The sequence below is a fragment of the Halopseudomonas oceani genome (genome assembly GCF_002903165.1).
GTDB lineage: Bacteria > Pseudomonadota > Gammaproteobacteria > Pseudomonadales > Pseudomonadaceae > Halopseudomonas > Halopseudomonas oceani.
On record NZ_PPSK01000016.1, the window covers coordinates 1 to 15,393 of the forward strand.

Below are 15,393 nucleotides of genomic sequence, written 5' to 3' on the forward strand. Positions count from 1 at the left end.
ACATAGCTTATGTGGTTGCAGAGGTTGCTGAGTTCGAGCGTGTTACCGCATCCCGTGCCGCGACTGTATAAGCTAGGAGAAGCCGCACCGCCAACCCACTTGAGGACGCTGCGTGATGCCCGGGAGAGAATCCGGCGGGGTGGCTTCATTCGGTGACCTCTCCCCCAAAACCCGCTTCACGTTGACCGGTGGCTGGGCCTGCTGCTCATGCTGCCGACGCAACAGGCCCCAGACCCGGCGATAGCCATAGCTGGGCAACGCGCCGACGGCCCGCTTGATCTGCTCGACCAGGGCCGTATCGTTGAGCATCCGGCGACGACGCGGCTGCGACCCCGGGACAGGTTGTTTTAGTCGAGCCGTCAATTGCGAGCGCGCCACACCGAGACTTTCACTGACCACTTTCACTGGTCGTCCCCCGGCAACAAGGGTGAGTGCGCAATCCATTTTCGCGAGCGACCGATCTCCATCGCTTCGCGCAGGATCTCTGCCTCCATGGTCTTCTTGCCCAGCATCCGTTGCAGCTCGCGGATCTGTTTGAGGGCATCCGCCAGCTCCGAGGCTGGCACGACAGCTTGACCTGAGCTAACTGCAGACAGGCTGCCGTCTTGATAGAGCTTGCGCCAATGGAACAGCTGGTTTGGGTTGATGCCGTTGCGCCGAGCCACCACCGAGACACTTTGTCCCGACTCTAGACTCTCGCGCACCATGGCGAGCTTTTCCTCGGTGCTCCAGCGGCGACGCCGCTCCTGGCCGAGGATTTCAATGGTTTTATCTTTGCTGGTAGTCATAAACACAGTCGTTTGCCTATCCCTTATGGTAAGGGGGAAACCGTGTCCTGTCTTTCAGGGGGCTCGTTCACCGGAGCCTGCAACGCAGTGCCGTACGTGATGGCCCTGTGTTTATAACTGAGAGGAGTGTCGCGACCAGGTGGTCTCTGCTGTGCAGCTAGTGACGCTCAGCGTAGCCTTCCAGTCCGGCAGCAATGGTTTTGATGAGTTGCCGAGTCGTCGGTGTAATGCCTTTGAACGGCGGCGTCTGGCTGGTCAGTAGCGTAGGCATTGGCCGGTCGTGGAGGCAAACGGTTTGCAACTGATTGGAGGAAAGCTCTGCTTCGCAACCCACTATTGGCAGGCATGCAATGCCCAACCCCGCCTTGGCAGCGTCCTTGAGCGTTTGCAGGTTGCTGGACACCAGGGAGGGCTTGTTTACCTGCCTGACACCGCTTTGCAGGTAAAGTGGCGCTGGGGTCGAGCCTTGGCCAAGTACCAGCAACTGAGTGTCTTCAACCTCGGCAATTGTCGTTTTCTCCGTCAGCTGTGCGGCTAATTCCGGGTTGGCGAAGAATGCCTGGCATAGGTTCGCAATTGGGCGAACCACTATTTCTGAGCTGTTGGTAGGTGCGGCTTCAAGGGTGAAACTCAGATCAAAGTGAATATTTGATCTACTTGTGATCTCATGCTCGTAATAAAGCTCAAAGCGTACGCCTGGGTAGCGGTTTTTGAAGTGCTTCAGTTGGCTGATCAGGTAACCTGACAGCACGGCCGGTACGGTAATTTTGATGAGTCCGCCGGGCTCTTCTCTGGCTTCTTCTGCGGACGTTTTTGCCGCGTGGGCCGCTGCGATCATTTCCAGCGCGTTGCTGTACACCTCTTCTCCGACGCTGGTCATCAGGAATTTGCGAGGGCCGCGGCTGAGCAATTGCACGCCGAGCCTGGTTTCCAGGCTCTTGATTCTGCGGCTTAGACTTGATTTTGCGATACCGGTTTGCTGCGCCACAGCGGAAAAGCTACCCAGTTCTACCACATATGTGTACCAGTAAAGCTCGGTCAGCAGTTGGGGGTCTCGCATGGGCTGTCTCGCGCAACGTTAAGTTGCATGGATGTTTCCGCAGAAAACTCCATGATTCTTCGAATGGGTGGTAGGTTATCTCGCAGCGCACAGGGCGTGCCTTTGATTGCTCGGCTGCTGGCTTTGAGCGAGGGGAATAGCAGACAAGTACCTGCTTGGGAGTGCTTGAAATGCTTAGAGGTATAGAAGGGGAAACGGGTCGTATCGCGGACATAGATATCCCGCACATTCTGGTTGTCGACGATAATCCCGATGATGTTCGCACGATTATTCAGGCGATGCGCCGGGCGGGGTGGAAGGTTTCGGCGGCAAATGATGCCCGACAGGGTTTGCAGCGTGCTCTGGTGCTGCGTCCAGACCTTGTCCTATTAGATTTGCAGATGCCTCATATGGATGGTTTCACCTTTTGCCGCCTGCTGAGAGAAGCAGAGGGACTGCATCCTATCCCGGTTATCTTCCTTAGCTCCGCAGGCTCGCTGGACAATCGCCTCAAGGGATTTCAGGTTGGCGGTGGGGATTATGTGCTCAAGCCGTGCGACCCCAAGGAGGTCATTGCACGCATTCGTGTCCACCTTCATCTTAACTCGTCCCCAACCCCGGAGGCTGTTGCTCTGGCTGACGGGCCGGCTATCACGCGTAACAACAACTCTGAAGATCAACTGTTGTTGCGGGCAGCCATGCGCCTGATCAACGATAACCTCGGAGAGCTACCGTCCCTCGCTGAAATTGCTCAGCGAGTGGGCACTTATGACAAGCGTTTGTCCCGGCTATTTCGTGAGCACATGGGCACGACAGTGTTTGCTTATGTGCGCGAGTTACGATTGCGCAAGAGTCAGCAGTTGCTCGCCGAAAGCGAGATGAGTGTGCAGGACATCGCAGATTGGGTCGGATACGGCAGCGCCTGTAATTTCACCACCGCATTTCGCCACAAGATCGGCGTGACGCCAACCGAGTTCAGGCAACAGGCCAAAGAAGTGACCGTTGAATAGTCTTCTTGTTCAGGATGCCGGTGTTGCTAACCCTAGGCGCGGATTGATCCGTATGGCGTTCAAGGCCGGTGGCGGGTTGTTCTCGGCGCTGCTGTTGTTGCTGGTGTGGCCTCTGTCGGCGGAGGCGGCAGTCGATGCCTGCCTTGATGGGGAGGTGCCGCTGTATGGTCAGGCATCCCTGCTTGAGGACCCGACCCATGCCCTTGAGCCTGCGGAGGTGCTGGCGCTACCCCTTAGCGCCTTTGTTCCTTATCGACCTGGCCTTCTCAGCTGGAACTTCACCCGGTCGGCTATCTGGCTCAGGTTCACTTTGCAGAATGAGCGATCAGGCCCTTGCAGCAGTTGGCTGACCATAGGCGAGCCACGGCTTGAGGAACTGAAGGTATATAGCAAGGGGGCAGGAGGGTGGACTCTGGAGCAGGCTGGCAGTCTGGTTCCGCTTGACCAATGGGGCTTCCTCGCACGGCAACCACGATTTGAATTTCAGCTGCAGCCCGGTGAGCAACGCCAGGTGCTGGTTCGAGTAGTCAGTCGCAGCGTGATGTGGCTAGCGCCGACGTTGTGGGATCAGCAGACTTTGATTGAGTCGATGTCTGCCGAGCACTTGCTGGATGGCTTTACGTTCGGCGCAGTGCTGCTGATCGTGTTGGTCGGGTTGGTCGTGGGTATCGTCATTCGCTCGAAGTTACTGGTTCTCAACGGGCTGGCGCTGTTGTTTTATTGTGCGGTTGTGCTGGTCGTTGATGGTTACCTGTTTTATTGGCCTACGTTGTTGCCCTGGTCGAGGATGGCAGTCGCCATCTTGTCTGCAATCACCTACGTATTTTGCTACTTTTTCATCTTCGAATTGTTTCGCATGCGCTTTCTCGGGCGCTGGTTTAATGCCATTACGCTGGGCTTGCTCTGCGCGACGGTGATTGTGTTGCTTCAGGGGGCTTTTGGCGATTTTTTCATGTCTCGGGAGCGCTTTTACATCTTGCGTCTCGGTATCTACATCCTGCTTCCTGTTTCGTTGCTGCTGTCGGTTATTCGCCGGGTTCCAGTTAGTTGGGTTGCTTGGCTACTTTGCTTGCAGCTTTTGCTTCAGGGTATCTATTGGCTGTACCGTAACGTTGTCCTCGATTATGAGTTTAAGGTACTGGACGGCTACTCGTTGCAGACCTCGTTTTTCCTCGCGCTGGTCTTGGTTTGTACCTTGATATCGGAGGTTCGGCAGCTGCGTCAGCGCGAACGTGAGGCCAACGAAGAAGTTGCCCACCTGCAGCGTGCCAAGCACGAGCGGCTGGAAAGCCAGGTTGAGCAACGTACTACCCAGCTTCGGGAGTCGCTTGACGCTCGCAGCTCCCTGCTCGGGCGTATTAGCCATGACCTGCGGTCACCGCTGGGCAGCATCATCAGCTACGCTCGTGAAGCGCGGGCTAGCGATTCTGTCGGGTATTTGCGGCGAATCGAGCGACTGGCCGGACAGCAACTGAGTCTACTTGATGATCTTGTGGCCCTGTCCCGGGTTGAGTTGCAGCACATCGAACTGAGTCTGGCGCCCGGTTACCTGTTCGGTTTTTTGCGTGAGATAGAGGAAGAGGGCAGCTTTCTCGCTCAACGAGGCAATAACGTGTTGCGCTGTGACTTCGCCGAGGACCTACCGGCCATCGTGAATGCGGATTTCCAGCAGTTGCGCCGGGTATTGATGAATCTACTGAGCAACGCGGCCAAGTTTACCCGCGACGGGCTGATCGTATTACAGGTCAGTGCTGTCCGTGAGGAGGCCAGCGTAAGGCTGCGCTTCACCGTTCGTGACACCGGTGTCGGGTTTCCTGCCGAGAACAGCTATCGGATGCTAGAAGCGTTTCGGCGAGGGGATAATGCGTCGGGGGTGGATGGATTCGGGCTCGGCCTGTCGATCGTTGTCGAGTTGCTGAAACAGATGGACGCGGCGCTTCAGGTGAACAGCGTTCCAGGCGGCGGGAGCGCCTTCAGCTTTGCTCTGCAGCTGGAAGTCGGCTCGGAGGAAGAGGTCGACTCGGTATTTCACGAGGACTACGCCTCCGGTGTGGACGGCGACGGCTTCAGCATCCTGTTGGTAGATGATGTTGAGCTGACCCGCGAATTTCTTGGCGATCTGTTGCTGGGTTATGGCTTTGATGTCGTAACCGTAGCAACTGCAGAAGAAGCTCTGGAAGAGCTTGAACGCTCGCCTTTTGATCTGCTGGTGACCGATCAGTTGATGCCGGGGATCGACGGCTGGGAGCTACTGCAGGTTGTTCGTTCGCGCTATGGGGCATTGCCGGTGTTGCTCTATTCGTCGATGCCGCCGAGGCCGAAGGCCGCATACTCAGACCTGGCATTTGATGCTTCGCTGCTGAAACCGTCCAGTACCGAGGCGCTGCTGGAGCAGGTCCAGTCGCTGTGCGAGCGAAGGCGGCAGGCGGACTAGCGCAGTCGCCGGACGTCAGCTGCGCACTCCGAAGTAGGTTTCCAGTGTGGCTACCGAGGTCATAGCGTTCTGGTAGATGGTCATGCACAGTTTTTTCAGTACCGTCTCGTCAGGCGCGTTTTCGAGTTCGCTCTTCAGCGTCCGTGCGCTTTGCTCTAGCTTTCTCAGCCCGGAGTGTCCCGCCGTACTGATCAGATCATGCGCTTCGCGTGACAACGTCTGTGGGTCGGCGGCGTCGCCGAGAGCCCGGAAGCGTTCACCGCGTTTTATACAGTCGGCGGTCAGCATCGCGAGCATGGATATAAATCGCTCGGTACTCACCAGTTGCTTCAGAGTCTCCAGCGGAAGAGGGTCCAGTACCGATGCGCTGTCCTCGGCTTCCGGCGCGGGGGCGCGGGGCGACGGTATGTCGGCCACATTACCCAGGCACAGCCGGCTCAGGGTTCTCCAGAGCAAATGCTGATCGATGGGTTTGGGGAGGTGGACATTCATGCCTGCTTGCAGCGATTTTTTCTCATCCTCCTGGCTAGCGTTGGCGCTCATGGCGATGATTGGCAGTTTGTAGAGCCGGGTATTTTGGCGCAGGATGCGGGTCGCGCTGAGGCCATCGAGTCCGGGCATCATGACGTCCATCAGCACCGCGTCATAGTTGAGCTGGCTATTTTCGGTCAACTGTTGCACTGCGTCGTAGCCATCCTCGACTTCGTCTACCAATACTCCCGCTTCGTGCAGAAACTCCCTCGCAACCAGACGGTTAACCTCGTTATCGTCCACTAGCAGAACACGTAACCCGTTCAAACCCGGGTCAGCCTGTGGCGGCGTTGGTGAGCTGATGGTGAGTGGGGTGTCGGGCGCCGCGATGCCGACTCGCACCCGGAACCAGAAGCAACTACCTTTGCCCAGGGTGCTGCGAACGCCGACGTCGCCATCCATTAGTTCGCTCAGACTGCGAGAAATTGCCAGGCCAAGCCCGGTTCCACCATAGCGACGCGTGATAGAGGTATCTGCCTGCTGGAAGGGCGCAAAGAGCTTTGCCTGTTCCTGTTCGCTCAAGCCGATGCCCTGATCCTCAACCTCGCCATACAGGCAAGTACCTTCGCCAGCGACTTGCTGTAGTTCAAGGCGAAGGGTAATGATGCCGTGCTCACTGAACTTGATGGCATTGTTGGTGTAATTGAGCAGGATCTGATAGATCCGCACGGGATCGCCGACCAGGTTCGGCAACGCAGACGCCGGCTCAAACTCAAGCTGCAAGCCCTTGTCCCGGGCCTTGTCTCCAAGCATCTCCCTAGTGTCATCAAGCAGTTGCTGGGGCGAGAATGGAATGCGTTCGACGGTCAGATGCTTGCCGTCGATTTTGGAAAAATCAAGAATGTCGTTGATGATGCCGAGCAGGTGTTGGCCTGAGCGCACCAGCTTTTCCATGTGTTCGCGCTGGCGCTGCTCTAGCGGGTGTTTAAGAACCAGCTCGGCGAACCCCAGGATGGCGTTCATCGGGGTTCGTATTTCATGGCTCATGGTGGCCAGAAAGTCGGATTTGGCCTTGGCAGCTTGCTCAGCCTGCTCCTTTGCGGTTTCCAGCGCCTGAGCTTGGGCTTTGGCTTCACTGGTATCAAGCCAGATGCCGTTTAGCAGTGTTGCGCCGTCGCTGGTCTTCCGCGCACTGGCGAGGGTTTTCAGCCAGAAGCGCTGCGTTTCCGTCTCAACTTCCATTTCCATATCCAGCGGGCACAACTGGTTCAGACTTTGGCTTATGAGGCGCTCCAGCGCTCGGGTATGTTCAGGGCTTTTATCAACGCGAATCCGGTCCAGACGCAATCCTGAGTGGCTGGCATCGAATGCCGAATCTCCGATGTAGCGGCTTGCCTTGCCGCTAAGGAACTGAAACCGCTGTTCTCCATCCGGATTGACGCGGAGTTGGAACACGGCTCCGGGCATTGCCTCGGTGAGGTCGATCAACTGCTGTGATATCCGCCTGTTCTCAGCATCGATCAGCGCTTCGCGCTCTAGCCGATCGGCACGTTGCATGTTGTCTCGGAATACCTCAAGCGCCTTTGCCATGCTGCCCACTTCGTCCTGTCGTTCGGTGTGATCAATAGGGCAGGCATAGTCGCGCAGGCTGAGCCTGTTCATGGTTCTGGTCAATTGCTTGATTGGCCGCGATATTTGCGTCAATGAAATGTAGGCCGACAAACCAATGACAAGGATCAGGGCCAGGGTGAATGCGGCGGCGGTGTTCACCATTGTTGCGCGAGTAGTTGCACTGAGTGCCTCTGAGGTGGAGTTGAAATTGTTAACAGTGCGGCTTCGCAATACATCCATATTCTGGCGTATTGACTGAAGGGTTGGGTCGAACTCCTGGTGAATGATTGTCAGGGCTCGATCACCTCGCCAGCGGGCAGCGGAGTCGATGACGGCGTTGGCCTGCTCAAATAGAGCCCGTTCCTGCTGGCGGATCAGGCTCAACTGGTGGCTGGCGTTGCTCACCAGCGGTGCGATCGTTGCCAGCTTGTCGTCAAAGTCTTCCATGACGACGGCCAGTTGCTGTTGCGTCTGGCGCATGTCGGCGACTTCCTGTTCTGTCAGCACAGACAGGACCAGATGGCTGGCGTCGCTCAGATCGAGCAGGGCCGCGCTGATCAGCAGTGATGCTCTGGCGTCCTGATTGAGCAGGGCACGATAGTCACGGTCTACCGCCCGCAGGCTGGCCAGTGAATACAACGTGATGATGACGGCAAGCGCGCCCAGCAGGGACACTAAAAAGACGATCCTGCTGGTGAGGTTGAATTTGCTGAGAATGTTCATCTGCTGGTACCGGGGAATGACGGCGAGAAGCTGGTAATGGCAGCCTTCAATTGAGCAACCGCCTCGGCATCACTCAACTGGTCATTAAGGTGACTGCTGACGATGGTGTATATCGCCTCTTTTACTTGGCCCGGATTGGCGTTGCCCATGGCGACGGAACCCATAACGGTGCGCCGCATGTTTGAAGCGCGCAGATCGTTGATTGCCTGCTGGCCGCACAGGTCAAATGTGGCACTTGGCACATCAACTCTGGCCGGTGCCGCGCCCGTGGCAATGTTGAGTTGTCGCTGTAGCTCGATATCCATCAGCGAGCTGGCAAACGCCTCGCGTATCTCGGGTGTGGCGGGATAATCCTTGAAGAGCATGTACTGGTCGCTGTTGAACAGAAACAGGCCCTGGGTATCAGGAAAGCGAAAGCAGGCGTAGTCCTGCTCTGGAATCAGACCGTGCGCGCGGAACTCGCCATTGACCCAGGTGCCCTGAGCCTGCATTAACGCTTGGCCGTTGCGCACCAGGTCGGTAGCCTCATCCCAGCTACGATTGTGCCTGCCGGCGTCCATATAGCTCCGTAGCTGGCGCATTCTCTCAAAGCTCTGCAGTAACAGTAGGTCGTCTGCTGCCGTGGGGGTGAGATCGAGGAATACCCGTCGATAGAAATCGGCACCGCCGGTGCCCGCGGCAACGTTCTCAAACAGTAATGTGTGTTCCCACGGCTCATTGCCGATTGCAAGCGGAGTAGCGCCTGCAGCACGTGCCTTATCGAGCATCTGCAGCAGCTCTGGCCAGGTATCGGGGGCCGAAAGTTCCAGTTGCGACAGCAGTTTCTGGTTGAGCCACAACCGGTTGGTCGCGTGCGCATTGATGGGGACGGCGACCCAATGGCCCTGATAGCGCGACAGCGCCTGAATCTCCGCGGGGATTACTTCTTCCCATTCCTGGTCTACTGCGATGGCGTCGAGATTGGCCAGTTTGCCTTGCATGGCCCAATCCTGGATGTCGTAGCCAATTGCCTGGGAGGCCATCGGTGGTGCACCGGAGGCCACGCGTTGTCGGACGGCATCCATATAGCTCGATGTGCCGCTGCCTTTGCGCGCCGTGGTGATCCACTCAATGCCACGCTCAGCCTGATATTGCTGAATGACCTGAATACTCGCTTGCTCACCGGGCGACACCCACCAGTGCATGACATTAACCGCAGCAGCGGCCAGCGGTGCAATGGCACTCAGCGGCAGCGCGATAGATAGGGAAAATATCCGGAGTGACGACATGGTGACTGCTCGTTTTTCTTCAGGCGCTGGCAATCATGAGCCAACAGATGGCGTTCCACAATTGTACTTGCGCCACATCTTAAGTGCCTGATCAGGCGTTGCCTGTCCGCGCATTCAAAGGTGCGTGCCCGGCTCATATACCTCTGAGAGCAGGGGCCTGTCTGGCGCAATAGCAGACAGCTTGCGGTTGCTGTCGGCGGTAGGGCTTTGAATCGGCGGATTATGGTTCGTTTTCTGACGTTCCAGCTTTCCGGATTGTGGCCTGTTTGCGGGTTGCCCCCCTTCAATAGAATTCCCCTCGCGGGGTGGCGACCGGAGTTCAGTCGCGGTTTTTTCTACAGCACTTGAGTCTGACCGGCTCCAACGGGCCCACCCCTGACGAACAACTGAATGATCGGGAATGTTCATCATGTCTCGCCTGGACGCGACTCCCTCCGCTGTGGCGTTTCGATCTGACCTTACATTGGGTTACGTCTGAGCCGCTTAGTGGTGTTAACGCAGCTTCCGTCAAGGTGATCAATGGCATTGGTGTCGTTCGGATCTTGCTGATGAACCGCTCGGAGTAAGCTATGCGTACCCACCGTTCTACCTTGATGAAACAGTCTTCCCTGGCGCGTGGGCGCCGGTCTCTGGCGCTGGCGATTGGCTTGGCGATTTGCTCCATGAGTGCCCAGGCCGAAACCGACTCTTTGCGCGCCGTGGTGGCCGAGACGCTGGATAGCAACCCTGAGATCAGCTCCAGTCTGCAGGCTTACTACGCTTCTCAGCATGATGCTCGCGTTGCTGCCGGCGGTTATTTGCCCTCCATTGATGTTGATGCCTCGCTGGGGCAGGGCAATCGTCAGTTTGATAACCGCAGTGACTATTCTCGAAACTACGCGGAAATTTCACTTACCCAGATGCTGTTTGACGGCTTCCGCGTGCGTAACAACCTGGCCCATGCAGAGTACAGCAGCCGCGCGCTCTACTATGAGGCGCTGAGCGAAGCCGAGGCCAAGGCGCTGGAAGCGGCAGAGGCCTATCTGGATGTGCTTCGCTATCGTGACTTGGTCGGTCTCGCTCAGGAGAACCTGAGTCATCACCTGCGTGTGCAGCAGCATGTGGAAGAACGCGCAGAGAGCGGGGTGGGCAATCACGCCGATCTCAAGCAGATCGAAGGCAGGGTGTCGCTGGCACGCTCCAACCTGATGACCGAAGTTGCCAACCTGCAAAGTGTCACAGCCCGCTTCCAGCGTCTGGTCGGTCGTGCACCCAGCGATGACATGGACCCGGTCAGCATTCCGCAAGGGCGTGTGCCGGATAGCCTTGAGCAGGTGCTCAATACTAGTTTTGCGAACAACCCAGCGCTGTATGCCGCTTTTGAGAATATCCGCAGCGCGGAGGCAGATCTGGGCGCTGCCAAGGCCAATCGTTACCCCACACTCGAGCTGGGACTGCGTCAGGGTATTTACAAAAACAACAACAGCTTCGATAACCGCACCGATCCAGACTCCTATGGTAGCGAGAACATCGTTGAATTGAGAATGCGCTATAACCTGTTCAACGGCGGCAGTGATCGGGCGGCCGAGCGCGCAGCTCACAGCCGAATCAACCAGGCCCAGAGCCTGCGTGACAAGGCCTGTGTTGATCTTCGTCAGACCGCGACTATCGCCTACACCGACATTCTCAACATCGAAGTCCGCAAGCAGTCGTTGGCTGCGCACCGTGACGCCTCCGGCAGTGTGATTGAGGCCTATCGTCAGCAATTTGATATTGGTCGCCGCACCCTGCTGGATGTTCTTGACTCGGAGAACGAGGCCTATCAGGCCGAGCGTGCTTATGTCGCTGGCAAGTACGATCAACAGCTGGCAGAACTGCGGACGCTTCAGAGCATGGGGACGCTGCTGTCTACGCTGTCGGTGACGGGCGAGCAGGTTCCCACGCTGGAGGATGCCCTGTCCGGTGAGGCTGCTCCGGCTGAGAGCCGTTACTGCTCAGCCTATAGCGATGCTCAGCTGAACATTAGCCAATATGACCGTGCCATGCCGTTGGCCGAAACAGTAGGTCTGTCCGGCGACGCGTTATTCGACAGCGGCAGCGCTGAACTCAAGGCAAGCGCGCTGACCCGGATTAAGGACATCGTTGAGCAGGCGGCGCTGGGCGGCGGACGGGTAAAGTCCGTTCGGGTCGTTGGGCATACCGACAGCACTGGCAGCGACGCACTCAATCGCTCCTTGTCACTGGCACGGGCGGTCGCTGTTCGCGACTTTCTGATCAGTGCTGGCGTGCAGGCCAGCGTGATAACCGCAACGGGCATGGCGGCTGACCAGCCCGTCGCGAGCAACGCGACTGCCGAGGGGCGTGCGCAAAATCGCCGTGTCGAACTGCTGATCGAGCGGACTCAGTAGGTCGTTATCGTGCAGACCCCAAGCGGCGCTCAGATTGCGCATGATGCGCCTGATCCTCAGGTAGATGATCCGCTGAGTGCCTGCCTGCTGGCGCTGGCGACGGATCAGGGCATTGCTACCACTCGTGGTGCACTGGTAGACGGTTTGCCGCTGCAAGGTGGCAGATTGTCACCTTCGCTGTTTGAGCGCGCTGCTGACCGGCTCGACTTTTCAGTCAACCTGATACGCCAGCCGCTGGGGCGAATTAACACCCAGCTACTGCCTTGTGTGCTGTTGCTGGAGGGCAATCGCGCCTGCCTGCTCGATCAGATTGACCGTGACAGCAGGACCGCCCAGGTGCGGCAGCCGGAACTGGGTATGCAGCGCCAGGAGCTGGCGCTTGATGAGTTGGCGCCCATATTCACCGGGGTGGTCATATACTGCCGAAAGGCCTTTCGACCGGCGCCAGACCCTGCCCGCGCAGCGACGCCAAGTGCCGATGAGCATTGGTTCTGGAGTGCGATCAAGGCTAACCGGCGGGTGTATCGCGATGTGCTGGTTGCGGCGTTCTTCGTCAACCTGCTGGCGTTGACGCTACCGCTGTTCGTGATGAACGTGTACGACCGGGTCGTGCCAAATCACGCGACCGATACCCTCTGGGTGCTGGCGGCGGGGGCGTTTCTGATCATCTGCGCGGACCTGACCTTGCGCATGCTTCGCAGCTGGTTTGTCGAACGGGCGGCGCAGCGAGCCGATATGGTGCTGTCGTCGAGAATCATGCAACGCATTCTCGGAATGCGCATGGAGAAGCAACCCGCTTCCATTGGCTCCTTTGCTGCCAACGTGCAGGCGTTTGAGTCTGTGCGCTCGTTCACCGGCTCCATGGTGGTGGTGGCGCTGATTGATCTGCCGTTCTTCCTGCTGTTCATCCTCATTATTGGATTGATTTCCGTGTATATGGCGGCGCCTGTGTTGGTCGGGGCTCTGCTGGTACTGCTCTATGCGCTGGCGGTGCAGGGGCGGATGCACAAGCTGGCAGAAAGCTCCAGCCAGGCCAGCGCCCAGCGCAATGCCGGATTGATCGAAGCGCTGGGCTCCGCCCAGATACTGAAGAGCTTTAATGCCACTGGGCGCATGCAGGCGATGTGGGAGCAGGCCACAATCTTTCTCTCGGCCTGCTCCGGCAAGCAACGGTTACTGGGAAGTTCGGTCGGTACCGGCGCTGCATGGATACAGCAGTCGGTATCGGTGGTGATGATTCTGGTGGGCGTGTACCTGGTCATTGATGGAGAGATGAGCCAGGGCGCGCTGATTGCCGCCTATATGTTGTCCTCGCGTGCACTGGCGCCGGTATCGCAAGCGGCATCACTGCTGACTCAATACCATCAGGCGGCTACAGCTCTGCAATCGCTAGAGGGAATCATGGTCAGCGAGCAGGAGCGAGATCCGTCGCGGCAGGTGCTGAGTCGGCCCGGGTTGAGAGGCGAAATCGAATTTCGCAACGTCAGCTTTACCTACCCAGGCGAAGACCGGCCGGCGCTGTCTGATGTGTCATTTCATCTTCGTGCTGGTGAGCGGGTGGCCGTGCTCGGGCGTGCCGGGTCGGGCAAAAGCACGCTGGAGAAGTTGGTGCTCGGGCTGTATCGGCCGAGTTCCGGCAGCATTTTTATCGACGGCGTTCACATCGAGCAGCTTGATATCGCCGAGTTGCGCAGTGCGATTGGCTATCTGCCGCAGGATATCCAGTTGATCAGCGGCAGCGTGTACGACAACGTCACGCTCGGCATCGACTCTCCGGACCGCGGCCGCCTGCTGGAGGCAATAGAGCGCGCGGGTCTCAAGGGGTTGGTCGGCAATCACGCGGATGGTTTGGCCATGCCTGTTGGTGAAGGCGGACGCCGATTGTCTGGTGGCCAGCGGCAAGGTGTTGCGCTGGCGCGCGCGCTGATGCCAGACAGCGCCATTCTGTTGCTCGATGAGCCTACCAGCGCGATGGACAGCGTGATGGAAAATCACGTCAGCAGTGCGCTGGGCCAACTGTCGCGTGGCAAATCGTTGCTGCTGATTACCCACCGCACCAGCCTGCTGCACATGGTTGATCGGCTGATTGTCATGGATGGGGGCAGCGTCGTGGCGGACGGTCCAAAGCAGGCGGTCCTTGAAGAACTTAATCGCGGTGCCATTCAGAGGAAAGCACGATGAGCGCGCGCGACGTAGATACCTCCAAGTCGGTAGAGGGCTCCGTTGAGCAGCAGGCTTTCGACAGGCTTGGTCGTCTGTCGGTCGTCGCTGCGGCGGGCAGTGGCTGGGTTGACCGGCTGTTTCGTCCGCTGTTCGCCGGGTTTTCCAGCTTTTCTGCCGACTGGCGTATTGCTGCCGACCAGAGCATTGCAGACCAGCGAGAGCTGCGCGCCCGTGGCCTTTTGTACACGGTTGTTCTGGCGTTGATCGGGTTGCTGGTCTGGGCGTCACTCGCCAGTGTTGATGAAGTCACCCGAGGCGAAGGCAAGATTATTCCTTCGCAGCAATTGCAGGTTATCCAGGCTGTCGACGGCGGGGTCGTTGAGGAAGTTTTGGTTAGCGAAGGTGATCAGGTCAGCAAAGGCGATTTGCTGGTGCGAATCGACCCGACGCGCTTTGTGGCGAGCTTTCAGGAAGGTGCGGTGAAGATGTTCGCCCTCAGTGCCAAGATCGAACGCCTTCAGGCGCTGGTCGATGGGACTGAGTATGCACCGCGCTACGACGCGCCACTGACGTCGGCCGAGCAGTTGGTGGCGGATCAGGAGCTGGATTACTACCAGTCCAGCCTGGATGAGCTGCAAAAGCGTTTGCAGATCGCCGAGGAGCAGCGCAGCCAGCGTTTGCGCGAGCGCGATGAAGTTGCCGCTCGGCTGCACGCTGCGCGTCAGGCGCAGGAGATGTCTGCTCGCGAACTGCGCGTAACCCGGCCACTGTTGAAGACAGGTGCGGTGTCCGAGATGGATATCCTGCGGTTGGAGCGCGACGAAGCATCGGCAAATGGCGAGCGTCGACAGGCCGAAGCAAAGCTGCGTCAGATCGAGGCCAGCATTCAGGAGGCCGCCGCGCGAATTTCCGAGGTCGAGTTGGGAATGCGCAATCAGTGGCGCTCGGAGCTCAGCGAGGCAACCAGTACCCGCAGCAGCCTGAGCAAGAACGTGGATGGTCTGGCGGATAGAGTGAAGTTCTCGGAGATCCGCTCGCCGGTCAACGGCACAGTGCAGCGGATTCTGTACAACACCATCGGCGGCGTAGTGCAGCAGGGGCATGCTGTGCTTGAGATCGTCCCGAGTGACGATCGGCTGGTGGTGGAAGCGAATATCGCGCCCAAGGACATTGCCTTTCTGCGTCCGGGGCTGCCTGCCACGATCAAGCTGCATGCCTATGACTTTTCAATATACGGCGGCATGTCTGCCTCACTGCAGCACATCAGCGCCGACAGCATTACCGATGATCGCGACAACACCTATTACCTGGTGCGCGCGGTGACCACAGACAACGAATTTGCCCAACGCTTTGCCGTGATACCAGGAATGACTGTCCAGCTGGACATCATGACCGGCAAGCGAACGGTACTCGACTATCTGCTTAAACCCATTTTGCGGGCAAAAGGGAATGCGCTGAGTGAACGCTGAGGCTTCACTCGGCGGTGCCGTGATTCGGGA

Annotated in this window: 8 protein-coding genes and 1 pseudogene; 5 read left to right on the forward strand and 4 right to left on the reverse strand. The window is 58.1% G+C overall.

Annotation, left to right across the window (positions count from 1 at the left end):
* Positions 1-168: 168 nt before the first annotated feature.
* Both C1949_RS14665 and C1949_RS14670 read right to left on the reverse strand, forming a co-directional pair.
* A pseudogene (locus tag C1949_RS14665) lies at positions 169-764 on the reverse strand (transposase); the annotation flags it as partial.
* Between the two features lie 181 nt (positions 765-945).
* Complete coding sequence (locus C1949_RS14670) at positions 946-1,848, reverse strand: LysR substrate-binding domain-containing protein (RefSeq protein ID WP_104739230.1); 903 nt, start codon at positions 1,846-1,848, stop codon at positions 946-948.
* 170 nt (positions 1,849-2,018) lie between these two features.
* Between C1949_RS14670 and C1949_RS14675 the strand changes: the two genes are divergently transcribed.
* Together C1949_RS14675 and C1949_RS14680 are read left to right on the forward strand one after the other, a co-directional pair.
* A complete protein-coding gene (locus C1949_RS14675; RefSeq protein WP_104739231.1) occupies positions 2,019-2,837 on the forward strand; it encodes a response regulator transcription factor in 819 nt (272 codons plus the stop codon).
* Complete coding sequence (locus tag C1949_RS14680) at positions 2,830-5,271, forward strand: 7TM-DISM domain-containing protein (RefSeq protein WP_146040332.1); 2,442 nt, start codon at positions 2,830-2,832, stop codon at positions 5,269-5,271. The genes C1949_RS14675 and C1949_RS14680 overlap by 8 nt, the downstream gene beginning before the upstream one ends.
* A gap of 15 nt (positions 5,272-5,286) precedes the next feature.
* On the opposite strand, the gene C1949_RS14685 is transcribed toward C1949_RS14680, so the two are convergent.
* Both C1949_RS14685 and C1949_RS14690 read right to left on the reverse strand, forming a co-directional pair.
* Positions 5,287-8,076, reverse strand: coding sequence for an ATP-binding protein (locus C1949_RS14685; RefSeq protein ID WP_104739233.1), 2,790 nt, complete (start codon positions 8,074-8,076; stop codon positions 5,287-5,289).
* Positions 8,073-9,344, reverse strand: a complete 1,272-nt coding sequence (locus tag C1949_RS14690) for an ABC transporter substrate-binding protein (protein WP_229744459.1) — start codon at positions 9,342-9,344, stop codon at positions 8,073-8,075. Before C1949_RS14690 ends, C1949_RS14685 begins: the two co-directional genes overlap by 4 nt.
* A gap of 569 nt (positions 9,345-9,913) precedes the next feature.
* Between C1949_RS14690 and C1949_RS14695 the strand changes: the two genes are divergently transcribed.
* The 3 genes from C1949_RS14695 to C1949_RS14705 are packed head-to-tail and all read left to right on the forward strand — an operon-like array spanning position 9,914 to position 15,363.
* Positions 9,914-11,731: a TolC family outer membrane protein gene (locus C1949_RS14695; protein WP_104739234.1), complete on the forward strand. Its 1,818-nt coding sequence runs from the start codon at positions 9,914-9,916 to the stop codon at positions 11,729-11,731.
* 9 nt (positions 11,732-11,740) lie between these two features.
* Positions 11,741-13,912, forward strand: a complete 2,172-nt coding sequence (locus tag C1949_RS14700; RefSeq protein WP_229744460.1) for a type I secretion system permease/ATPase — start codon at positions 11,741-11,743, stop codon at positions 13,910-13,912.
* The gene (locus tag C1949_RS14705; RefSeq protein ID WP_104739235.1) at positions 13,909-15,363 is read left to right on the forward strand and encodes an HlyD family type I secretion periplasmic adaptor subunit; all 1,455 of its coding nucleotides are present in this window, start codon (positions 13,909-13,911) and stop codon (positions 15,361-15,363) included. Before C1949_RS14700 ends, C1949_RS14705 begins: the two co-directional genes overlap by 4 nt.
* Positions 15,364-15,393 lie beyond the last annotated feature (30 nt).